The organism is Mesorhizobium ventifaucium (assembly GCF_935822925.1).
Classification (GTDB): domain Bacteria; phylum Pseudomonadota; class Alphaproteobacteria; order Rhizobiales; family Rhizobiaceae; genus Mesorhizobium; species Mesorhizobium ventifaucium.
This window is the reverse complement of sequence record NZ_CAKXZS010000018.1, coordinates 48,728-69,235: the sequence shown is the minus strand read 5'-3', so window position 1 is coordinate 69,235 and position 20,508 is coordinate 48,728. Positions and strand designations below refer to the sequence as shown.

Here is a 20,508-nt window from a genome sequence, read left to right as displayed (position 1 = left end):
AATCTTCCTCGTCAAGGCCGGTGGCATGTGTAGCGAACGGAGCCTGCGAGGCTTTCACCGGGCGCCAGCCTCACCAGCCCGCCGCGTGAGGGCATGTTATGTCCATCGGCGCTGTGGCTCATCGGTTCGAAACAGAAGAAATCATAGTCGTAGCCGGCATCGAAGGCCGGATCGGAGACGAAAACCAGATAACGGGAAAAGAGGGAATCGGCATCGATCGCCAGCGAAATCCCGTTCTCCGGCCAGTCGATCTTCGCCCCGCCGTTCCAGTCCTCGAAAACCGTGTTGACCCAGCGGCGCGGCAGGCCGCGCGGCTGGGAGAAGTCGATATCGCCAGCGACCGGATGCTCGACGGTCGGCAGCCAGGAGGAATCCTCTTCCCAATAGGAGCGAGCGGCCGCCTTGAGCGTGGTCTCTTTTGTTAACGGAAAATACGGATGCCAGCCCAGACCAAATGGGAGCGCGAACTCGCCACGATTGGTCACGGACAGTGTCGTCGTCAGCGTGGGACCGGCGAGCGTGAAGCGCTGCTGGGCATCGTAGGCATAGGGGGTCCCAGTGCCGCGATGGCCAAGGGAAAGCACGATCTCGCCTTTCGCATGGCTGGCAAGACGCCATTCGCCGGTCCAGCCATCGCCATGCAGATAGTGCTTGTCCCAATCCATGTTGGGTTCTAGCGAATGCTCGCGGCCTTCGAAGGAAAAGCGGCTGTCGCGCACCCGGTTGCCGAAAGGCACCAGCGGAAAACAGCCCGATTTCAACGCCGCGCGTTCCGGCCCTTGCTGCGGCTCGCGAAACAGCGGCATCTCGACACCGCCCGAACGCGAAAGGAACCGCCAGATCGATCCGCCGGTCGTGGTAACGATGAGGCCTAGTGCTTCGTTGCCGATTTCGATATCGGCCATCGCTCACTCCGGAAATTCGACGATGACTTTTCCGGAGCGCCCGCCTGCCATCAGTGCATAGGCCTCGGGCGCTTTTTCCAGCGGGAAGGCATCAGTGATGATATCGTGCGGGTGCAGGCCCCAGGCGTCGAGGTCCTCGCAGCACTGGTCCATATTGTGGACGCTGGTCACCCATGAGCCGTAGATGGTCCGCTGGCGGTGCAGGAGGTCGTCGCTGACGTCGAACTCGACCTTGCCGGTTTCCCCGATATAGACGCAGCGCCCCCATGTCCGCGTCGCCTGCAGCGCCAGCACCCGGCCGCGCGGGTTGCCGGAGCAGTCGATGGCGACCGCCGCACCGCCCTTGGTCAACTCGTTGATGGCGCCGAGCGCGTCCGGCCCGGCGACGAAGCCGTAATCGAGCAGGCCGAGTTTTTTCGCTGTCTCAACCCGGTTGGGCTGAGTGTCGACACCGATCGCCAGGCGCGCGCCACGGCCCTTGGCCAGCATCAGCGCCGCCATGCCGACCGGCCCGAGGCCGACGACGAGCACTGCATCGCTACCCGAAACATTGCCGCGCAGCACAGCCTCATAAGCGGTGCCGACGCCACACGAGATGAAGCAGCCGTCGCGATAGGACAGGGTGTCAGGCAGGTGAACGAGATCGCGCTCGTCGGCGACGAGATATTCGGCGTGGCCGCCGTCGCGCTGCCAGCCATAGGCGGCACGCTGCGGGTCGGTACAGGAGATCTGGAACCCCTTGCGGCAGTTGCGGCAGAAGCCGCAGCCGGAAATGTGATAGACGGCGACACGGTTGCCCGGCTTGAAATGCCGGCAGCCGGCGCCAAGATCGACCACCTGCCCGGCCGGCTCGTGCCCGGCCACTACGCCCTGATAGGACGTGCGCGGATCGTCGCCGAGATGCTTGTGATAGATATAATGGATGTCGCTGCCGCAGATGCCGGACGCCTTCATCTTTAGAAGCACCTGGCCGATGCCCGGCTTCGGACGGTCGATTTCGCGCAGGTCGACAGTGGAATTGCCTGGAAGGTAGGCGGCAAGCATTTTTGGCATCGTCAAGCTCCGGACCCCGGTCCATTCAACCGCGGGCAGTATCCGAGATTGTCGGTTTCCCGAAAGGTCTGGCCGCCGGAATGCGGCGGCCAGTATCGCATGTTCGGGAGGATGCGATCAGGAGAGGCCGTCCTTGTGGGTTTCGAGCCACTTCTTGGCCTCGTCTGCCGATTTGAAGATCGATATGCCCATCGGCACGATGATGTCGGCGGCTTTCTTGCCTTCGGCGCCATTCAGGGCCTGTTCGAGCGCCAGCTTGCCGATGCCCTGGCCGGACACGTCGGCGACTGCCTTCATCACAGAGAAGTCGGCGAGTTCGGTAGCGGCTGAAGACGTCATATCGGCGGCGAAGACGACGACTTTTCCGACCAGGCCGCGTTGCTTGATGGTGCGCACCGCACCGGTGCCGGCATCGCCACCCTCGCCGAAGAAAGCGTCGATATCCGGATTGGCCGACAGCATCTGATCGCTGACCGACACAGCATCATCGAGCACCGTGCCGCGCTGGTTCGCAGCGATGACGTAGCCCGGAACCTTGGCTTTGAGCGCCGCTTCGAAGCCCTCGCGGCGCTTGACGCAGACTTCGACGAACTCGCAGTTGAGCACGCCGATCTTCGGTTCCTTGATCCCCTGAGCGATGAAATAATCGGCCGCGACGTCGCCGAGCTGGCGGCCGAACTCCGTCGGATCGGCGACCGCATAGGCATAGACATATTTCTTCATGTCGGCGTCGTTGGTGCAGGTGTTGTAGCACACGACCGGAATGCCGGCCTCATGCGCCCGCTTGATGGCGCGCACCGAACCGTCGGCGGAGACGGCGGACAGGATGATCGCCTTGACGTTTGCCGAGATCAGGCGGTCGATGAAAGAGGCTTCGGCGCCCGGATCGGCGCGAGCATTCGTCTCGAGCAGGTCGATCTCCTTGCCCATCGATTTGGCGCTGTCCTGGATGCCCTTGCGCACGGCGGCATAGAAACCGACGTCGTCCAGATAGATGGCACCGATGCCGGTCGAATCGGCCAGCGCCGGCGCTGCCGCCGACCCGACCGTGAGCGCAACAAGCGCTGCGATTGCAAACTGCTTTATGGATTTCATGTCGTCCTCCCAACGGATGATGAATTGCGCCCGTCGCGGCGCCGCAGCCAAGTCGGACTGCAGGCAACCTCTCCCTACGGTTGCCTAATCCGAGATCAACGTTCAGGCAACTAGATCGGATCAAACTGGATTATAGATACTATGTTTAAAACGGCTGTCAACGCATATTCGGATGCCGCATTGGTCAGTTTTCCGTCGAGGTGCTGTCACAATCACCATTGAACACGATGTCAAAGTCGACTAACGTGCCAGATAGATATGATCTATTATTGGATTGCGCGGGAGTTCTCCGAGTGAGGATCACAGGCATTGAAACCCGCGTGGTCAACGCGGAAATGCGAAACTGGGTATTCGTGAAGGTGCTGGCCGACGAGGCGGGGCTCCATGGCTGGGGCGAAGCGACACTGGAATGGAAGACGCACGCGGTGGTCGGCGCGGTGGAGGATCTGGCGCCGCTGATCATCGGACGCGATCCTCGCGACATAGAGCAGGCCGTCCGGATCATGCGCAAGCAGTCGTTCTGGCGGCTCGGGGCGATCGGCATGAGTGCGATCTCGGGCATCGAGATGGCATTGTGGGATATTATGGGCAAGCATTTCGGCGTGCCGGTGTGGCGCCTGCTTGGCGGCAAGGTGCGCGACAAGGTCGGCGTCTACACCCATCTCGGTCTTGGCGACATGCGCGCGGTCTATGAGACGATGGAGGCTGATCCGCTGGTCGAGCGCGCGCATGCCGTGGTCGAAAAGGGCTACCGCGCCTTCAAGGCGGTGTTCATTCCTTATACCCACTTTCACGCGCCGTTGCCCGATGTGGACAAGGTAGCGCGGCTGATGGACGCTCTGCGCAAGGCAGTCGGACCGGGGATCGAGATCATGGTGGATTTCCATGGCCGCCCGGCCTCGGTTTCCGCCGCACTTTCCTATGTCGAAGCCCTCGCTCCCGGCCGGCCGATGTTCATCGAAGAGCCATTGCCGCCCGGCGACATGGCCGGTCTGAAAGCCCTCGCCGCTCACACGTCGGTGCCGCTGGCGACCGGAGAGCGACTTGTCGAGCGCGCCGAATTTGTCGAACTGCTTTCGGCAGGCGCAGTCAGCATCATCCAGCCTGACATCTGCCATTGCGGCGGCCTCTCCGAGGCCAAGAAGATCGCGGCCCATGCCGAGGCCGTCGGCGTCGGCGTCGCTCCCCATAACCCGCTCGGGCCGATCGCCGGCGCCGCCGCGCTGCACTTCGCCGTCTCGACGCCAAACCATATCATCCAGGAGGAAATGGTCGGCGCGGTACCGTGGTATTTCGACGTGGTCGAAGGCCCGATCGGCATGATTGATGGCTTCTGGCAGATTCCCGAAGCACCGGGTCTCGGCATCGAGGTCGACGAGGCGGTCTGCGCGCGCTATCCCTTCGCGCCCGAGGTGCTGCACACGCAGAACGCCGTGATGCCGGACGGTACCATCGTCGACTGGTGAGGACGGCCGACTTTTGAGGTTGGAATGACCGGACGCCTGCAGGACAAGGTCGCGATCATAACCGGCGCCGGGCGCGGCATAGGCGAGGCAATCGCCCGGGCCTTCCACCGCGAAGGCGCCAAAGTCGTCATCGCCGAGATCGATCACACGACCGGCGAAACGGTCGCAACGGATCTTTCGCCAAACAGGGCACGCGCCCTGTTCGTGCCATGTGACGTCTGCCAGACCGCTTCCGTCGAAGCCGTCGCCGCGCTGGCCAAGGAGAGCTTTGGCCGTATCGACATCCTCGTCAACAATGCCGGCATCAACGTCTTTCACGACCCGCTGGGGACAAGCGAAGCCGAATGGCGGCGCTGCTTCGACATCGATCTCGACGGCGTCTGGCGCATGAGCAAAGCGGTGCTGCCGGCTATGCTCGACCAGGGCGCCGGCTCGATCGTCAACATTGCATCCACGCACAGTTTTTCGATCATCCCCGGTTGCTTCCCCTACCCCGTCGCCAAGCACGGGGTTTTGGGCCTCACCCGGGCGCTCGGCATTGACTACGCAGCAAAGGGTATTCGAGTAAACGCCATTGCGCCCGGCTACATCGAGACGCAGATCGCCGTCGACTACTGGAGCACTTTTCCGGACCCCAAGGCCGAACGGCAGCGTACCTACGATCTGCATCCGCAAAAACGCATTGGCAAGCCCGAGGAGGTGGCGATGACGGCGCTGTTCCTCGCCTCTGACGAGGCACCCTTCGTCAACGCCGCCTGCATCGTCGTCGATGGCGGCCGGTCGATGCTCTACCATGACTGACAGCGTCGTTGCGTGGCGCGCCAGTCGCGCCTATGAGGTGCCAAGCTGAAGAAGGGCCGGGAAACCATGGCATCTGACCTCGCGGTCGCCGAAGACGGTTCGTGGCGCCTGGCCGAAGGCGCCGGCGGCAGCCGCATCCACGATTCCGTGGTCAACGTGCTCGGCAGTCGCATCCTTGGCGGTGTCTATCGGCAAGGCGAAATGCTGCCGCGCGAGGAAGAGCTCTGCGCGATGTTGGGTGTCAGCCGCACCTCGATACGCGAAGCGATCAAGGTGCTGTCGGCAAAGGGGCTGGTCGAGGCGCGCCGCCGGGTCGGCGTGCGCGTGCTGTCGCGCGATGACTGGCGGCTGCTCGATCCCGTGGTGCTGAGCTGGCACCCGGATATCAAGAATGACAGCGAACTGATTTCCGGTTTGATCGAGGCACGCCGCATCTTTGAACCGGCTGCGGCCGAACTTGCCGCCAGGCGCGCCACCGGCTCCGATCTCGCAGCGATCGAGGCTGCCTTCAACGCAATGCGCGATTCGATCCCGCACGACCTCGACCGGGTCTGCCGAGCGGACCTGGCTTTCCACCGCAGCGTGATCGCGGCAAGCCATAACGTCGTTCTGAAAGGATTGATCGGGATGCTGGAGGCGGCGCTGAGCGCGTCCTTCCTCGTCACCAACAGGCTGATGGAAGCGCAGTCGCGGGCGCTGGCGGCGCATCAAACCGTGCTCGAGGCGATCCGTATGCGGGATACGGCCGGAGCCAGGGCCGCAATGAACCGGCTGCTCGATATCGCTGCCGACGATCTGCAGGTCGCCTAGAAAATGCAAAGGCCGCCTCAAGGGCGGCCTTTCACATCCAGCAGAATGTCGTGTTACTCGGCGTCCTTAACAGCTTTCTTCTTCGGCGCGGCCTTCTTCTTGGGCTCTTCCGTATCGTCGGCCTTGTTGGCGTCGGCCTTCTTCGCTGCGGCTTTCTTCGCCGGCTTTGACTTGGCCGTCTCGGTGTCCTCGTCGTCGGCCATCAGTTCTTCCTTGCTGACCTTGACATCGGTGACCGAAATCTGGCTGAGCAGATGGTCGACCACCTTCTCCTCGAACAGCGGCGCGCGCAACGTGTTCAGCGCTTCGGGATTGCTGCGGTAGAATTCGAAGGCTTCCTGCTGCTGGTTGGCCGGGTAGCGGCGCACCTGCTCGAGCAAGCCACGCTGCAGTTCCTCGTCCGACACGGTGACGCCGGCCTTCTCGCCGATTTCGGCGAGAACCAGGCCGAGACGCACACGGCGCTCGGCAAGCCGCATATATTCGGCGCGCGCCTCTTCTTCCGTCGTCTCCTCGTCGGCGAAGCTGCGGCCGGCGGCTTCCAGATCGCGGTTGACCTGGTTCCAGATGTTGTTGAACTCGGCCTCGACAAGCTTCGACGGCGCCTCGAACGCGTAGGCGGCATCGAGCTGGTCGAGCAGCTGGCGCTTGATCTTCTGGCGCGTCATCGAGCCGAACTGGTTCTCGATCTGACCTCGCACCACTTCACGCAAACGCTCCAGCGACTCCAGGCCGAGATTCTTGGCCATTTCGTCGTTGATCTCCAACGCACCGGGCTTGGACACTTCCTTGACGGTGACGTCGAAAGTGGCTTCCTTCCCGGCAAGATGCGCCGCCTGGTAGTTTTCCGGGAACGTGACCGTGACCTGCCTCTCGTCGCCGGCCTTGCTGCCGATGAGCTGATCCTCGAAGCCGGGAATGAATTCCTTGGAGCCGAGCACCAGCGGCTGGTCCGTGCCGGCGCCGCCGCTGAAGGCTTCACCGTCGATCTTGCCGACATAGTCGATCGTCACGCGGTCGCCCTCGGCGGCCCTGCCGGTCTTCGGTTCGTAGGTGCGAGCCGATTCGGCGACACGCTTGACCTGCTCGTCGATTTCCGAATCCGGCACGTCGAACACCTGACGCGTCACCTTGATGTCGGAGAAATCCTTGATCTCGATCGGCGGAATGATCTCGTAGTTCAGGCGGAACTCGAAGTCGGCGCCGCCGGCCAGGATCTTCTCGGCCTCCTTCTCGTCCTCGGTCATGATCACTTCGGGCTGCATGGCAGCCTTTTCGCCGCGGCCGGTAATGATCGAACGAGTCGAATCGTTGAGGATCTCGTTGACCACTTCGGCCATGAACGACTTGCCATAGACCTTGCGCAGGTGCTGCACCGGCACCTTGCCGGGGCGAAAGCCGTTGATGCGGACCTTGCTCCTGGCATCGGAAAGCCGCGCCATCAGCTTGGCTTCCATGTCACCGGCCGGCACGGTGATCTTGATCTCGCGCTTGAGACCGGAGTTGAGCGTTTCGGTGACCTGCATCATAAAACCTTCGTTTCCACCAATGAGGCAGCCAAACGGGCTCTTGCCGTTTACAGCCTGCCGGTATGATCTTGCCGGGAATGGCTTTTTGGTGCGGGACTTGGCGATCTGTCCACTCAACGCGGTTCAAATCGTCCAAAAACACGCTCCAAAATGTGAATAAGTCTTTGTTTTTCCGACTTCTTATCACATTCTGCAGAAGTGGATCGTCGCATCCCGTCACATTCGACACGCCTTTTGTCACAGGCGCGGCCGATTTTCAACCACCTTCGCGTCTACAGCGCCGCGCGTCCTCTTGGACGCGCAAAGGATGCTGTAGCACCTTGATTTTGGCGCATGATCCCGAAATACGATTCTTCGTTCTTCGGGATCATGCGCCGGCGAACGGCCGCTATTTTGACCGCGACATTGACAGAATGATGGCTGCCCGGGATTGCCGGGCAACGCGGATGTGGCGGAATTTTTGGACGCGCTGGATTTAGGTTCCACTGCGTCATGGCTCCCGCTGGTGTAGCTACCCCGAAGTAGTCAGCCGCTCAGCGCAGCGGTCCTGATGCAGAGAAGCCCGCCACCGTACGAGTGACGGGCCGGCCGCGAGGCCAGGAGAGTGTTGTCAAAGCCTGCACGGCCGATGCGACACTCCCGTTTTGCGCAACAGTCTTCTCAGCGGCGTGCAATCAGCAAGCAAAGCTCACGTAGGTCGCGATCGTATGTGCCGCTGCTCCCGAGCACGTCGACGCAGCGCTTCTTCATCCGTGTCAACTGGCTGCTGGACATCTGCGCGACGACGCTCACGCCAGGTGTTCCAGGAGTCCCGGGTGTGCCAGCAAGGGTCCCGCCGCCGACGCCCACGCCGACACCGCTCGTCCCACCAACATTGGCACCCGCACCCGCTGCAGCGAGGCCGGTGCCGCCTACATTTGCGCCTGCGCCAGCAGTGATACCACCGGTGCCGCCGGCATTGGCGCCCAGGCCGGCCGTGACGCCACGGGTGCCGCCGAGATTGGCACCCAGGCCGGCCGTGACGCCACGAGTGCCGCCCACATTGGTGCCGGCACCAGCGCTAACGCCCCTGCTGCCGCCGATCGAGGCGCCGGCGCCGGCATTCACCCCGCTTCGGCCGCCGATGGAAGCGCCGACACCCGCGATAATGCGTTTCTTGCCGCCGATCGATTTGCCGGCTCTCGTATTTACCCCGCTGCTACCGCCGATCGAGGCGCCGACTCCCGCATTGACGCCGCCACCGCCGCCGATCGAGGCGCCGAGACCGGCGTTTACGCCGCCTCGTCCGCCAACCGATGCGCCGGCGCCGACGCTAATGCCGCCTGCGCTGGAGGGAAGAGAAAGAGATAAAACAAGTGCACCACAGGCCAAAGCTGCGGCGAAGCTGTTAACGACGTTTGCCATGACACTCTCCTTAGGTAATTACCCCACAGCAGCAGTTTCAAAGCTGCTACTTTAGAAATAACGAACCCAGAGAGTGTTTGAATCGCTAACACGAAACAATGTTTGCGGTCGTGACTTACGGATAGAAAAATATTTCGAATCAATTTGAAAGAATTTGAATACATCCTTGGGCAGGAAGACCCGGCCGCCGACGGGTTCGTTCGCGCCGCAAAACTGTCACTCAAGCCGTTTCGAGCGCATTACGATGCAATTGACCAGCTGCGCAGGAACCTAAGAAGGGCTCAACCTATTGAACGATAGGCCGGCGGGCTACGAGAAGCCCCATGCAGCGCCGATGTCGCGGGGATAGGCTACTAATTACTCTGACCCTCAGTTGACCGGCTTCTAGACTCGGTAGAACTTACCCCCTCAACTACTAGGCGGAAAAATGGCGACGCACCCGTATATTTCAGGCCCAGGCAACGTCACGCAGATGATCCAGTTTCTGCGAAAGAACCTCCCGGGCAACTGTTAATTCAGACACGGTGAAAAGACTTGGCCTCGCCTCAAACAACGAGAGCTACGCAATCAACGTACTCCAGTTTCTCAAGCTCGTTGACGAGCAGGGCAAGCGTACGGATAAGGGGCATGAGGTCATGACGATCCATGACGATCCTTCCTTCCACGAAGCCTTCAGCGATCTGGTCCGGACAGCATACGCCGACCTTTTTGAACTCAGAGGTGATGACGCTTGGAATTTTACTCGAAATCAGTTGACGAATTACTTAGTCTAGATCAGTGGACAAAACGAGCGACACTATTGGGTCTCGTCAGGCAGGAGTTTTCATAGCGCTGCGTGAATTGGCGGGTCATCAAGCGTTCGGAACCCGGTGGCAACCTCAGGGCCAAACCTTCTGGTCCAAGGGCAAAGCCTGCCACTTCAGTCAGACCTAAGCCCGCGCAGGCGTATGCTTCAGGGCCGCCCCCAGCAGCGTCCACTCCGCCCCCTACCGCGAAAGCGAAGGTCGACATGGCCCTCACTGTTAGGATTGAGATTAATTTGCCTGCCGAAGGCACTCAGGAAACGTATGACGCCATCTTCAAAAGCATTAAAGCCAACCTGTTTCCATGATCGACCGGCTGACCCAATTTGAACGGGTTGTCAGGGTGGCGAAGAATGTCGGCGTGACACTCGACAAGGCTGATCGACGCACCGCGCATCCGTTCGATGAGCGCAACATTCACACGGACATATCGTCGGTATCCGTCAAACTCTTTGACAATGGCCATTTTTCTCAAGCCACGTTCGAGGCGTTCAAATTGCTCGAACATCGCGTGCGGATGCTATCTGGCTTAGAGGAGACAGGCTTTAGCCTTATGATGAATGCCTTCAATGAAGGTGGCCCGAAGATCGCTCTGACCGACCTGATAACGATCAGCGATAAGGATGAGCAAAAGGGATCCAGGCATATCTTCGCTGGCGCTCTGGCCGGCATTCGAAATCCACGCAGCCACGACATACGAGTAGATCCAATTGATCTCTGTTTGGACCACCTCTCTGTGGCATCGGTGTTGCTTCGTACGCTGGAGGCCCGAAAGTCACCGCCGGCATGACCGCTATGGTGCGCGTGAAGGGACTCGAACCCCCACACCTTGCGGCGGCAGGACCTAAACCTGCTGCGTCTACCAATTCCGCCACACGCGCTCCGGCGCTTCCTCTACAGGCACCGGACACTTGGCGCAAGACTGTGCCCGAAAGTGTGCCCGGTGTGCCCGTACTGTGCCCCGGCACGTTCAGCGTATTGCCAAATTACGCAATGAAATCAACGCAGCACTGACACCGTCATGGGATTTAGGTTCTGGCGTGAGAACGTGGGGGGTTCGAGTCCCTCTACCCGCACGACTGCTCCCCTCGAACAGTGGACTAAGGTTCCTGTACCGGAAGGCGTTTGGGGGGTCGAGTCCACCTGCGAGGCCATCACCGCCAGCATCGCCATCGAGGCAGCGGCCGGCGCGTGCTTCCTTCGTCCATATATCTTCTCGTGTCGTCAGGTTAATGGTCATGTTTGGTGCTGTCCGAGCCGGCCACGGTTTCCCAATTCATCCGGGCCAATTCTAAAAAGCGGTTCCTCGAACAGCGTCTTGTAGCCGTCCATCAGCGCCTTGATCTGCGCGGCGCCATCGGCTGCGATTGCGACGCGGACGCCGAACGGCCGCACCCGCATGTCGTTCTGGATCGCCATCCCCTCGCCTTCCGGCAGATAGAAGCGCTCGATGCCGTAATCCGGCGCGATCGTCGTGGCTGCGCTGAGATCCCACCCTTCTGACACATGCCCGACGATATCGACTTCGTCGGACGCTGCCGGCGCCGGCGCTTGCCCGAACCAGGCCGTGGTTGCGCCCCAATTGCCGTCGGCGTCCCGCTTCAGCCTGACCACGATCGGCGTATCGTCGCTCGCCAGCTTGCCGGCCGGAATGTTGGCGATCAGCTTCACCGGCAGGCGCGAAATGTCGTAGCTGAGCACAATGTAGTCGCCGCGAAGGAGATCGCGCGGATCGATCGGTTCGACCCTCAGCAGCACTTGCTTGCCGTCGCGCAGGATCGCCGCCCGGCCGGCGATGATCCAGCTCAGGAAGCCGATCTGGACGAGCGCCAGCACCAGCGCTGAAATGATTAGTCTTTTACCGGTCATCATGCCGCCGCTCCTTCCACGCTCGAGGCACTCATGCGCTTTTCCACGCGGAGGATGACAAGGGCCAGCAGGCCAACAAACACAGCGGCTGCAAGGAAGAAGCCTGCCGTGTCGAGCATCGACTGCAACATCACCACATAGATGATGGCGAGTTCGAAGGCGAAGCCGGCATAGGCAACCCAGCGCAAGCCCTGCTCTCGCGGCCGCCCAGCACGATTGCGGCGACAATGCCGGCAAGCGCAACGGCCGAGGCAATGCCAAAGCCGCTGTTGCTGCTGCTTGAATCGGCCAGTTCGAACTGGATCATCGCCAGGGCGGTGAAAAATCCGATCAGCGCGTGCAAGGGCAGCCGGCCGCCAATCTGCAATATCCGGTCAACGGGCCCGGCAGCGAAGATCGCAGCCGCGAAAAGCAGCGCCGACACGATAATGAGCGGGACGGCGACCTGCAGCGTTTCATATTCCGTAAACAACAGCACGAGATAGAAGTTGACCGACAGGATGATCAGATGCCGCGCCGCCTGGCTGCGGGTCCAGAACGAAATGGCGAACAACACGATCGCCATGACGACGAAGAGGTGCGGAAATTCCGTGCGCCTGAAATAGTCGAACCCTTTCAGGAACAGCCACGCGTCGGCAATGCCGACAGAAGTGACGGTCAGCGGGTTCGAGCGCAGCGCAACTGCCGCCAAGGCGGTGCCCGCGCCCCAGGTGATCAAGGCCGACGCTTCATCGCCGGACAAATGGTACATCTGGCCGATCAGCGCGATCGATCCGCCGAATGCCGCTGCGGCGACGATCCAGAATGCCTCGCCGATTGCAGCATGGTCGCGTGTCTTCAGCACGGCGCCGCCGACATAGCCGGATAGCGAAGAGCGCTGCCACCCGCGCCAGCCGCGGGATGGCTTCCCAGTTGGCGGCGACGAAGATCAGGACGGCCGCACCAAAAAGCAACGCCGCCATCACCGCCAGGATGGAGCCGAAGCTCAGTGATTTGCGCTCATTGGCCTCGACGTCGCGCTTCAGCGCGTCGGCCGTCGAGGCGTCGATCAGGCCAGCCTGCAGCCATCGTGTGATATCGGCCCTGACCCGCGACGAATAGCTCGCCATGCCTTTCTCCCAGCTTAGTCGTTTCTTCAGCCGACCCGGACAAACCGTTGACGCAACGGCATTTTCCGATTCGGTTCTATCTACGTCGAAGATGAGAATTGCAGGTGATTGTGCATTGCACAATTTGCATTGCTGCCATGCACCAATAGCGCTTTTAAATCGATATGACCCGACCTATTTTCTGGGCGTACACAAAGACGGAATGATCCGGAAGAAAGACGAAACGAGAATACCATGAACCTGATCCGCAACTACCGCAACTGGCGCCGCTACCGGGACACCGTTTCCGAGCTGAGCCGCCTGAGCAACCGTGAACTGACCGACCTCGGCATCAGCCGCAGCGACATCCACTACGTCGCCCGCAAGGCGGTCTAATCCTCTTCGGACCGCAAATGGTCCGAACCAGTTTGACTTGAAAAGAGAACGACAATGAACCTGATCCGCAACTATCGTAACTGGCGCGTTTATCGCTCGACGGTTACTGAGCTGGGTCGCCTTTCGAACCGCCAGCTGCATGATCTCGGCATCGTCCGCGAAGAGATCAAGAGCATCGCCCGCAAGGCGATCTAGTCAGAATTTCGCCAGGGTCGACCTCCTCCCCGACCCTGACGGATACGGTCAGCCTTCACCTCCTCCCGAGGGTTGACCACAAAAATGGCGCCCGCCGCACCTCCTCCCGCGGCGGGCGCTGTTTCCCAGCGCGAAAAAATTTCGTCCCCGGGGCGAAATGATTTCGTCCAATAGGGTTTCGCCCCCTTTCATCAGGCGAAAGGAATTTCGTCAAAGCCGACCTCCTCCCCGGCGATGACGAATACGGTCGATCTTCACCTCCTCCCGAGGATCGACCAGCAAAACGACACCCGCCGGACCTCCTCCCCCGGCGGGTGTTGTTGTTTTTCAGGGTCGAGGGACACTCTGAGAACGTTCTGGCGGGGAAGTCCCTGTCGTCAGTCGAGCGCACCACTTTCCAGCACGCCCCGCTTCTTCCACTGGCTGAGCGGAAAAATGTCCGGTGCGCCGCCCATCGGCGCATACCAGGAATCCACCACCCACTCGGTGCCCCTGCGGTCGCTGATCACTGCCGTCCAATGGGGATAGCGCCCGTCGACAAACAAGCCTCGCGAGGCCTTGTCCTCGACCTTGTGGAACCTGAACAATTTTCGCTCGGCAAGATAGACCAGCAGCGCATGGGTATTGGTCGATTCATCGACACAATCCATCTGGCCCCTGATTCGCGATGCACCAAATTCCGATTGCGGCAGATCGCGAATGCCGGTGGCCCGGAAAATGCGCTGCTCGAAATAGCGAACAGCCTTCGAAATGGCGGCACGTTCGGCTTGGGGCGAACCGGCGCCGGCACGCAGGATAGAGCGGAAACGCGCGCCGTCACCGGGGCCAAGCGCCAGCATCGTGCGATAGTTGCAACTGTAGCCGTGGCAGATGGGGATCCGGTTGGAAGCCGTCGCGGCCAGTTCGCCGGCGGCCGCTGATCCGCCCACGGCGATCACGACTGTCAGAAATGTCGCTCTGGCAAAGATCCCGAGCACCCCGTCCATTCTCCGACAGTAGACGATTGCAGCACTTGGCGGCAACAACGCGGCCAGCTCGTGTAATTGCAATCGCAGCTACAAAGGATTATTTCGGCGCTCATGAACAAGAATCCCATTCACGTCATCGGCGGTGGCCTGGCCGGTTCTGAAGCCGCCTGGCAGGCGGCCGAGGCCGGCGTTCCCGTCGTGCTGCATGAAATGCGTCCCATCCGCGGCACCGATGCGCACAAGACGGATGGATTGGCCGAGCTCGTCTGTTCCAATTCCTTCCGCTCCGACGATGCGCAGACCAACGCCGTCGGGCTGCTGCACGCCGAAATGCGGCTCGCCGGTTCGCTGATCATGAGCGCCGGCGACGCGCACCAGGTGCCGGCCGGCGGTGCGCTGGCTGTCGACCGCGACGGGTTTTCCGGAGCGGTGACAAAAAAGCTCGAAGCGCATCCGCTCATCACCATCCAGCGCGAGGAAGTGCCCGGCCTGCCGCCGGCGGATTGGGAGCAGGCGATCATCGCCACCGGACCGCTGACCGCACCTGGGCTCGCCCAATCGATCGCCGAAATGACCGGCGCCGATGCGCTCGCCTTCTTCGATGCCATAGCGCCGATCGTCCATTTCGAGACGATCGACATGGATATCTGCTGGTTCCAGTCGCGCTACGACAAGGTCGGACCTGGCGGTACTGGCAAGGATTACATCAACTGTCCGATGGACAAGGAGCAATATCTCGCCTTCGTAGGGGCGCTTCTCGAGGGCCAAAAGACCGAATTCAAGCAATGGGAAGGCACGCCCTATTTCGACGGCTGCCTGCCGATCGAGATCATGGCCGAGCGCGGCGTCGAAACGCTGCGCCATGGGCCAATGAAGCCGATGGGGCTGACCAATGCGCACAATCCGTCGGTAAAGGCCTATGCCGTCGTGCAACTTCGCCAGGACAATGCGCTGGGCACGCTCTACAACATGGTCGGCTTCCAGACCAAGTTGAAGCACGCCGAGCAGGTGCGCGTGTTCCGCACCATCCCTGGCCTCGAAAACGCCGAGTTTGCCCGCCTCGGCGGCCTGCACCGCAACACCTATATCAATTCGCCGACGCTGCTGGACCATTCGCTGCAGTTGAAATCGCGGCCCGGCCTGCGCTTCGCCGGCCAGATCACCGGCTGCGAGGGCTATGTCGAAAGTGCCGCCATCGGCCTGCTTGCCGGGCGCTTTGCCGCCGCCGAGCGCTTGGGCCATGCGCCGGCGCTGCCGCCGTTGACCACGGCTTTTGGCGCGCTGCTCAACCACATCACCGGCGGCCACATCGTTTCGGACGACGAGCCGGGAAAGCGCTCGTTCCAGCCGATGAACATCAATTTCGGCTTGTTCCCTCCGGTGGAAGCGCCGAAAGCCGAGGGAAAACGCCTGCGCGGCAAGGACAAGACCGTCGCCAAGCGGCGTGCGGTGACGTCACGCGCGCTGGTCGACTGCCGCGAATGGCTGGGGCTGGCATCGGCGGCGGCGGAAGCGGAAGCGGCGGAATAGTCCGCCTGTCTGTTCTTGTCGAGCGGGCGAGATGGAGAGTAGGATAATATCCTACTCTCCATCTAGGAGCAATTTCATGGAGCCCGCCGAGAAACTGTTCGTCACCGTCACGCCAGCCATGGCGCGCATGATCCGCGAAAAGGTCGAGGACGGCTCCTTCGGCTCGGCGAGCGAAGTCATCCGCGCAGCACTTCGCGCCTTCCAGCGCGAGGAGGAAGAGCATGCCGAGCGCATGGCGTCGATCAGGGCGCGCGTGAAGGCATCGATTGAAGATATGAGACCGAACCTTTCTGGCGAGGAGGTTCGCGACCGTCTTAAGGGATTTTTCGCGCAGTATTCGAGCCGCGCCGATGATTCGGCGGCTTGAGGTCGAGTATCGCGAAAGCGCCAGCTTTGATCTGGCAGCAATATTCAGACACATCGCCGAGGCTAGCGGAAGCGCTGACATCGCACTGAAATTCGTTCTGCGTCTCGAAGACCGCTGCCAAAACATCGGCAATGCCCCTCGCGGTGGCCGCCCGGCGCGACGACATCGTGCCAGGATTGCGAACAGTTCCGTTCGAGCATTCCGCCATCATCGCTTACCTTGTCGAAGCCGATCTCGTCCGTATTGTGAACATCTTCTACGGCGGCCGCGACTATGAAACGCTTATGCGCGATGGCGGATCGACCGATCCATCGTGATGGACAATTACTCATTCACCTCAATGATCGCGGTGGCAGTTCCGGCTTTCCGTTCCTCCACGGTTTCCTTCATCCCTGTCAGCATTCAGGCGTCCGGCCAGCCTCGCGTTGCACGACGCAACAGCAGCCAATGCCGGCGCAACGCTGAGAGCCGTGCCACGCCCTTGAGAGGCGAGCGACGGACGCTCTCCATCTTGCCGAGATAGGCGCGCGACAAGGCCAGCGGCAGAAATGCCGGTCGCAACGAAACCGGCAAAGCCGATGCACCGCTTTCGAAAGCGGCAAGATGTTCCTGCGCCAGCGCGATCATCGCGGCGACAGCGCGTTCTGCGCCCGGCCCGCCATCGCCCGCAACGAACTCCTCCGGCGACGACCCTGCCGCAGCCAGAATATCGGCCGGGACAAAGCACTGCCCGCGCTTGCGGTGCAATGGCAGTAGCAGCAAAAGGCCGGTCATCGCCTGTGCACAACCTGCCCTGCCCGCAAGTTCGGCAAAACGCGGCGCTGCCACGGGATCAAGCACCATCGCCGCAAGCTGGATGAGCGCCGCCGCGGTCTCGCCGCAATAGCCTTCCAGATCGGTGCGCGACGGTATAGGGTCGTCATAGAGATCGAAAATACGGGCTTCGAGCATGTTGTCGAAGGCAGATTTCGGCAGGCCGTGGGCGGAAATCGTCGCCGCCAACGCGTCGGCGATGGGATGGCCGGTGCCTACCCCGGCGTCCTCCGCTGCTATGACATCGCGCCACCATTGCAGCCGCACCTCGCCCGGCAGTGCCTCCCGGATACGGTCGCGGATGCCTGATATCTCGGCATTGAAGGCATAGAGCGAAAACAGCGCATCGCGCTTGTCCTCGGGCGCGTAGAGCGCCGCGAGATAACGGTCGTGGTCGGCGGCGCGCACCGTTTCCATGACGATTTTGGCGTTTTCGCTCACGTCACTCGACGGCAATCAGCGCGGCGGCCACCGCACGGTTTTCCGCCAGGAGAATATTGTAGGTCCGCACGGCAGCACCAGTCGACATCGGATCGGCCGCAATGCCCGCCGCCTTCAGCGCAGCACGCAGCGCCGCCGGCAACGGCCTGAGATCCTTGCCGGCGCCGACCAGCAGGATCTCGACCTGGTCAGCCTCGTTGAGCAGCTTGGCGAAATCCGCCGCCGTCAGTGCCAGGGGATCAGCCGGCTCCCAGCCATAGATGCCCGACGGCAGGCACAGGAGCGAGCCGCGATGCGACATGTCGGCGAAACGAAATCCGCCGTTGCCATAGGCCTCAATCGGCGCGCGGCCGGGGAAATGCGCTTCACGGATGACGATGCCTTTGGTCATCCCGTTGGCCGCCCGTCAGGTTGCTATGGCTTTGCCGCCGCTCACCGGCTTCGCCTCATCGGCCGTCGCGGTCCCCGGCCGAAGCTTGAACAGGATGAGCAGTGGCGCGGCGATAAAGATTGACGAATAGGTTCCGAAGACGACGCCGAATAGCATCGCCAGCGTGAACGAGCGGATCACCTCGCCGCCGAACAGCACCAGCGCCAGCAGCGCCAGCATCGTCGTCACCGAGGTCAGCGTCGTTCGCGACAGCGTCTCGTTGATGGCGTTGTTCAACAATTGCGGCAGCGGCATCCGCTTGTATTTTCGCAAGTCTTCGCGAACACGGTCATAGACGACGATCGTATCATTGAGCGAATAGCCGATGATCGTGAGTATCGCCGCAAGCGAGGATTGGTTGAATTCGAGACCGGTGATAACGAAGAAGCCGATCGTCATGACCACATCGTGGACCGTGGCGATAATGGCGCCGACCGCGAACTGCCATTCGAAGCGGAACCAGACATAGACCAGGATTCCGAGCAGCGCGATCAGCATGGCGATGGTGCCTTGCTTGGCGAGCTCGCCGGAAACCGTCGGTCCCACCACCTCGACGCGGCGGAAATCGTAATGGTCCTGCAACTCGCCGCGCACCTTGTCGATCACGGTCTGTTCGGCGTTCTCGCCGCCCTCCTGCGTGCCGACGCGAATCAAGACGTCGTTCGGGTCACCGAACTGCTGCACCTGCACTTCACCGATGTTGAGTTCCGAAAGCCTGCCGCGGATGTCGGCAATATCGGCGGTGCCATCCTTGGCCTGGACCTCGATCAGCGAACCGCCCTTGAAGTCGATGCCGTAGTTGATGTCGACGGTCATGAACAACACGACCGCCAGGATCGACAGCACGCTGGACAGCGCGAATGTCCAGCGGCGGATGCCCATGAACGGAATTCGCGTGCCCGGCGGGACGAAGGTCACCGGCGCGCGCGGCAACTCCTTCGGGCGGGTGCGGCGAAGCCAGATCGACACCAGCAGGCGGGTGAAGGTGAAGGCGGTGAACACCGTTGTGAGAATGCCGATGGCGAAGGTTACGGCAAAGCCCTTCACCGGCCCGGTCCCGAGCCAGAACAGCACCACGGTCGCGATCAGCGAGGTGACGTTCGAATCGACGATGGTCGCCAGCGCTTTGGAAAAACCCGTGTCGATCGCCTGGATCACCGAGCGACCGTTTCGCCGCTCCTCGCGGATGCGCTCGTAGATCAGAACGTTTGAATCGACCGCCATGCCGATGGTCAGGACGATGCCGGCGATGCCGGGCAATGTCAGTGTCGCGCCAAGCAACGACAACAACGCGATGATCATCGCCACATGCACCGCCAGCGCGATGTTGGCAATGAAACCGAGAAAGCCATAGGCAACGAACATGAACACGACGACGAGTATGGAGCCGATCACGCCGGCGACCTTGCCGGCGTGAATGGAATCCTCGCCGAGCCCGGGGCCTACCGTGCGCTCTTCGATCACCGTCAGCGTCGCCGGCAGCGCGCCGGCACGCAACAGCACGGCGAGGTCGTTGGCGCTCTCGGCGGTGAAATTGCCCGAGATCTGGCCGCTGCCGCCAAGGATTGGCTCGCGGATCTGCGGCGCCGAAATCACCTGATTGTCGAGGATAATGGCAAACAGCTTGCCGACATTCTGCGAGGTGGCTTGACCGAAACGCGCCGCTCCCTTGGAATCAAAGGTGAACGAAACCACCGGCTCATTGGTCTGGGAATTGTACGTCGCCTGCGCATCGACGAGATTTTCGCCCGAAACGATGACGCGGTTCTCGATCAGATACGGAACCGGCGGATCATCCTGCGAATACAACACCGAGGATCCCGCCGGCGGGCGACCGTTGAGCGCGTCCTGCACCGGCATGGACTGGTCGACCATCTGGAAGGTCAGCTTGGCGGTCTGGCCAAGAATGTCCTTCAGCCGTTGCGGATCCTGCAGGCCCGGCACCTGGACCAGAATGCGGTCGTCGCCTTGGCGTTGCACGATCGGCTCGGTGGTGCCGAGTTCGTTGACGCGGCGCTCGACGACCTCGAGCGACTGCGCCAGCGCCGTCGACGTGCGGTATTTGATGCCGGCATCGGTGACGGTGAATTTGAGCAGGCCGGGCTCGGAATCATCCAGCGACATCTCCTGGACGGAGCCGCCGCTGAACAGGCCGGCGGCCACCGGGTCGGTCAGTGTCTTCAGCGCGGTCTTGGCGGCATCGACCTGGCCGGGATCAGTGATACGGACCTGCACGGTCCGGCCTGATCCGGCAAGGCCGGTGTAACCGATCTTGGCATCGCGAAGCAGTGTCCTGATTTGGTCGCGCGTCGTCTCCAGCCGATCCTTGGTCAGATCGTTCGGGTCCATCCTGAGCAGGATGTGCGAGCCGCCCTGCAGATCGAGGCCGAGCGTCATCTGGCGCTTCGGCACCCAGTCGGGAAGCTTGGCCAACGTGCTGGCAGAGAAAAGATTGGGCGCAGCGAAGATCACTGTGGCGGCCACGGCCAGCCAGATCAGGATCATCTTGAAGCGCGAGAAATAAAGCATATGGCGTCGTCCGTCA

20 protein-coding genes, 1 tRNA gene and 1 pseudogene are annotated in these 20,508 nt (G+C 61.6%); 10 read left to right on the top strand and 12 right to left on the bottom strand.

The annotated features are described in order from the left end of the window. Positions 1-11: 11 nt before the first annotated feature. The 3 genes from NMG70_RS16385 to NMG70_RS16375 all read right to left on the bottom strand — a co-directional run bounded on the left by NMG70_RS16385 (position 12) and on the right by NMG70_RS16375 (position 3,053). The gene (locus NMG70_RS16385) at positions 12-905 is read right to left on the bottom strand and encodes an aldose 1-epimerase (RefSeq protein WP_254025506.1); all 894 of its coding nucleotides are present in this window, start codon (positions 903-905) and stop codon (positions 12-14) included. Between the two features lie 3 nt (positions 906-908). Then, complete coding sequence (locus tag NMG70_RS16380) at positions 909-1,958, bottom strand: zinc-dependent alcohol dehydrogenase family protein (protein ID WP_254025505.1); 1,050 nt, start codon at positions 1,956-1,958, stop codon at positions 909-911. A 117-nt stretch (positions 1,959-2,075) separates the two neighbouring features. After that, positions 2,076-3,053 carry a substrate-binding domain-containing protein gene (locus NMG70_RS16375; protein ID WP_254025504.1) on the bottom strand — a complete coding sequence of 326 codons (978 nt, stop codon included), beginning with the start codon at positions 3,051-3,053 and terminating at the stop codon, positions 2,076-2,078. A 293-nt stretch (positions 3,054-3,346) separates the two neighbouring features. Between NMG70_RS16375 and dgoD the strand changes: the two genes are divergently transcribed. The 3 genes from dgoD to NMG70_RS16360 all read left to right on the top strand — a co-directional run bounded on the left by dgoD (position 3,347) and on the right by NMG70_RS16360 (position 6,130). Next, positions 3,347-4,519, top strand: a complete 1,173-nt coding sequence (gene dgoD / locus NMG70_RS16370) for a galactonate dehydratase (RefSeq protein ID WP_254025503.1) — start codon at positions 3,347-3,349, stop codon at positions 4,517-4,519. 24 nt (positions 4,520-4,543) lie between these two features. Continuing rightward, the gene (locus tag NMG70_RS16365) at positions 4,544-5,320 is read left to right on the top strand and encodes an SDR family oxidoreductase (RefSeq protein WP_254025502.1); all 777 of its coding nucleotides are present in this window, start codon (positions 4,544-4,546) and stop codon (positions 5,318-5,320) included. 66 nt (positions 5,321-5,386) lie between these two features. Beyond that, positions 5,387-6,130, top strand: a complete 744-nt coding sequence (locus NMG70_RS16360; RefSeq protein WP_254025501.1) for a FadR/GntR family transcriptional regulator — start codon at positions 5,387-5,389, stop codon at positions 6,128-6,130. 53 nt (positions 6,131-6,183) lie between these two features. On the opposite strand, the gene tig is transcribed toward NMG70_RS16360, so the two are convergent. Beyond that, positions 6,184-7,656, bottom strand: coding sequence for a trigger factor (gene tig / locus NMG70_RS16355; protein ID WP_254025532.1), 1,473 nt, complete (start codon positions 7,654-7,656; stop codon positions 6,184-6,186). Between the two features lie 663 nt (positions 7,657-8,319). Then, complete coding sequence (locus NMG70_RS16350; RefSeq protein ID WP_254025535.1) at positions 8,320-9,063, bottom strand: hypothetical protein; 744 nt, start codon at positions 9,061-9,063, stop codon at positions 8,320-8,322. Between the two features lie 524 nt (positions 9,064-9,587). Here NMG70_RS16350 and NMG70_RS32965 point away from each other — a divergent pair. Then, positions 9,588-9,836 (top strand): DUF5343 domain-containing protein, encoded by a 249-nt coding sequence (locus NMG70_RS32965; RefSeq protein ID WP_367185541.1) that lies wholly within the window; start codon positions 9,588-9,590, stop codon positions 9,834-9,836. A gap of 334 nt (positions 9,837-10,170) precedes the next feature. Continuing rightward, positions 10,171-10,656 (top strand): TIGR02391 family protein, encoded by a 486-nt coding sequence (locus NMG70_RS16345; protein ID WP_254025500.1) that lies wholly within the window; start codon positions 10,171-10,173, stop codon positions 10,654-10,656. Between the two features lie 6 nt (positions 10,657-10,662). Here NMG70_RS16345 and NMG70_RS16340 read toward each other — a convergent pair. From NMG70_RS16340 to NMG70_RS16330, 3 genes and pseudogenes are all read right to left on the bottom strand, one after another. Continuing rightward, positions 10,663-10,747, bottom strand: a tRNA-Leu gene (locus NMG70_RS16340). A gap of 355 nt (positions 10,748-11,102) precedes the next feature. Then, positions 11,103-11,738: a GDYXXLXY domain-containing protein gene (locus NMG70_RS16335; protein ID WP_254025499.1), complete on the bottom strand. Its 636-nt coding sequence runs from the start codon at positions 11,736-11,738 to the stop codon at positions 11,103-11,105. Next, positions 11,735-12,844: pseudogene (locus NMG70_RS16330) on the bottom strand (DUF2157 domain-containing protein). Before NMG70_RS16330 ends, NMG70_RS16335 begins: the two are co-directional and overlap by 4 nt. 234 nt (positions 12,845-13,078) lie before the next feature. Between NMG70_RS16330 and NMG70_RS16325 the strand changes: the two are divergent. Next, entirely contained in the window at positions 13,079-13,219 is a 141-nt protein-coding gene (locus NMG70_RS16325) for a DUF1127 domain-containing protein (RefSeq protein ID WP_006335194.1), read from the top strand. Positions 13,220-13,273: 54 nt separating this feature from the next. Next, complete coding sequence (locus tag NMG70_RS16320; RefSeq protein WP_023802557.1) at positions 13,274-13,414, top strand: DUF1127 domain-containing protein; 141 nt, start codon at positions 13,274-13,276, stop codon at positions 13,412-13,414. Between the two features lie 377 nt (positions 13,415-13,791). On the opposite strand, the gene NMG70_RS16315 is transcribed toward NMG70_RS16320, so the two are convergent. Next, on the bottom strand, positions 13,792-14,400 hold the full coding sequence (locus NMG70_RS16315) for a hypothetical protein (RefSeq protein WP_254025498.1): 609 nt from the start codon (positions 14,398-14,400) through the stop codon (positions 13,792-13,794). Between the two features lie 93 nt (positions 14,401-14,493). On the opposite strand from NMG70_RS16315, the gene trmFO reads away from it, so the two are divergent. The 3 genes from trmFO to NMG70_RS16300 all read left to right on the top strand — a co-directional run bounded on the left by trmFO (position 14,494) and on the right by NMG70_RS16300 (position 16,556). After that, positions 14,494-15,912 (top strand): methylenetetrahydrofolate--tRNA-(uracil(54)-C(5))-methyltransferase (FADH(2)-oxidizing) TrmFO, encoded by a 1,419-nt coding sequence (gene trmFO, locus NMG70_RS16310; RefSeq protein ID WP_254025497.1) that lies wholly within the window; start codon positions 14,494-14,496, stop codon positions 15,910-15,912. Positions 15,913-15,988: 76 nt separating this feature from the next. Then, positions 15,989-16,279, top strand: a complete 291-nt coding sequence (locus NMG70_RS16305; RefSeq protein WP_254025496.1) for a type II toxin-antitoxin system ParD family antitoxin — start codon at positions 15,989-15,991, stop codon at positions 16,277-16,279. Next, on the top strand, positions 16,263-16,556 hold the full coding sequence (locus NMG70_RS16300; protein WP_367185540.1) for a type II toxin-antitoxin system RelE/ParE family toxin: 294 nt from the start codon (positions 16,263-16,265) through the stop codon (positions 16,554-16,556). Before NMG70_RS16305 ends, NMG70_RS16300 begins: the two co-directional genes overlap by 17 nt. Before the next feature lie 125 nt (positions 16,557-16,681). Here NMG70_RS16300 and NMG70_RS16295 read toward each other — a convergent pair whose 3' ends face one another. The 3 genes from NMG70_RS16295 to secDF are packed head-to-tail and all read right to left on the bottom strand — an operon-like array spanning position 16,682 to position 20,492. Beyond that, entirely contained in the window at positions 16,682-17,533 is an 852-nt protein-coding gene (locus tag NMG70_RS16295; protein ID WP_254025495.1) for a phytoene/squalene synthase family protein, read from the bottom strand. A 1-nt stretch (position 17,534) separates the two neighbouring features. Next, positions 17,535-17,924 carry an Mth938-like domain-containing protein gene (locus NMG70_RS16290; protein WP_254025494.1) on the bottom strand — a complete coding sequence of 130 codons (390 nt, stop codon included), beginning with the start codon at positions 17,922-17,924 and terminating at the stop codon, positions 17,535-17,537. 15 nt (positions 17,925-17,939) lie between these two features. Continuing rightward, positions 17,940-20,492, bottom strand: a complete 2,553-nt coding sequence (gene secDF / locus NMG70_RS16285; RefSeq protein ID WP_254025493.1) for a protein translocase subunit SecDF — start codon at positions 20,490-20,492, stop codon at positions 17,940-17,942. Positions 20,493-20,508 lie beyond the last annotated feature (16 nt).

Bases quoted from the DNA above. Each gene is read 5' to 3' on its own strand.
- NMG70_RS16325 (WP_006335194.1), top strand. From the start codon at position 13,079: ATGAACCTGATCCGCAACTACCGCAACTGGCGCCGCTACCGGGACACC.
- NMG70_RS16360 (WP_254025501.1), top strand. From the start codon at position 5,387: ATGGCATCTGACCTCGCGGTCGCCGAAGACGGTTCGTGGCGCCTGGCC.
- secDF (WP_254025493.1), bottom strand. From the start codon at position 20,492: ATGCTTTATTTCTCGCGCTTCAAGATGATCCTGATCTGGCTGGCCGTG.
- NMG70_RS16375 (WP_254025504.1), bottom strand. From the start codon at position 3,053: ATGAAATCCATAAAGCAGTTTGCAATCGCAGCGCTTGTTGCGCTCACG.
- NMG70_RS16385 (WP_254025506.1), bottom strand. From the start codon at position 905: ATGGCCGATATCGAAATCGGCAACGAAGCACTAGGCCTCATCGTTACC.
- NMG70_RS16300 (WP_367185540.1), top strand. From the start codon at position 16,263: ATGATTCGGCGGCTTGAGGTCGAGTATCGCGAAAGCGCCAGCTTTGAT.
- tig (WP_254025532.1), bottom strand. From the start codon at position 7,656: ATGCAGGTCACCGAAACGCTCAACTCCGGTCTCAAGCGCGAGATCAAG.
- NMG70_RS16315 (WP_254025498.1), bottom strand. From the start codon at position 14,400: ATGGACGGGGTGCTCGGGATCTTTGCCAGAGCGACATTTCTGACAGTC.
- NMG70_RS16335 (WP_254025499.1), bottom strand. From the start codon at position 11,738: ATGATGACCGGTAAAAGACTAATCATTTCAGCGCTGGTGCTGGCGCTC.
- NMG70_RS16305 (WP_254025496.1), top strand. From the start codon at position 15,989: ATGGAGCCCGCCGAGAAACTGTTCGTCACCGTCACGCCAGCCATGGCG.
- NMG70_RS16380 (WP_254025505.1), bottom strand. From the start codon at position 1,958: ATGCCAAAAATGCTTGCCGCCTACCTTCCAGGCAATTCCACTGTCGAC.
- NMG70_RS16365 (WP_254025502.1), top strand. From the start codon at position 4,544: ATGACCGGACGCCTGCAGGACAAGGTCGCGATCATAACCGGCGCCGGG.
- NMG70_RS16320 (WP_023802557.1), top strand. From the start codon at position 13,274: ATGAACCTGATCCGCAACTATCGTAACTGGCGCGTTTATCGCTCGACG.
- NMG70_RS16290 (WP_254025494.1), bottom strand. From the start codon at position 17,924: ATGACCAAAGGCATCGTCATCCGTGAAGCGCATTTCCCCGGCCGCGCG.
- NMG70_RS16345 (WP_254025500.1), top strand. From the start codon at position 10,171: ATGATCGACCGGCTGACCCAATTTGAACGGGTTGTCAGGGTGGCGAAG.
- NMG70_RS16350 (WP_254025535.1), bottom strand. From the start codon at position 9,063: ATGGCAAACGTCGTTAACAGCTTCGCCGCAGCTTTGGCCTGTGGTGCA.
- trmFO (WP_254025497.1), top strand. From the start codon at position 14,494: ATGAACAAGAATCCCATTCACGTCATCGGCGGTGGCCTGGCCGGTTCT.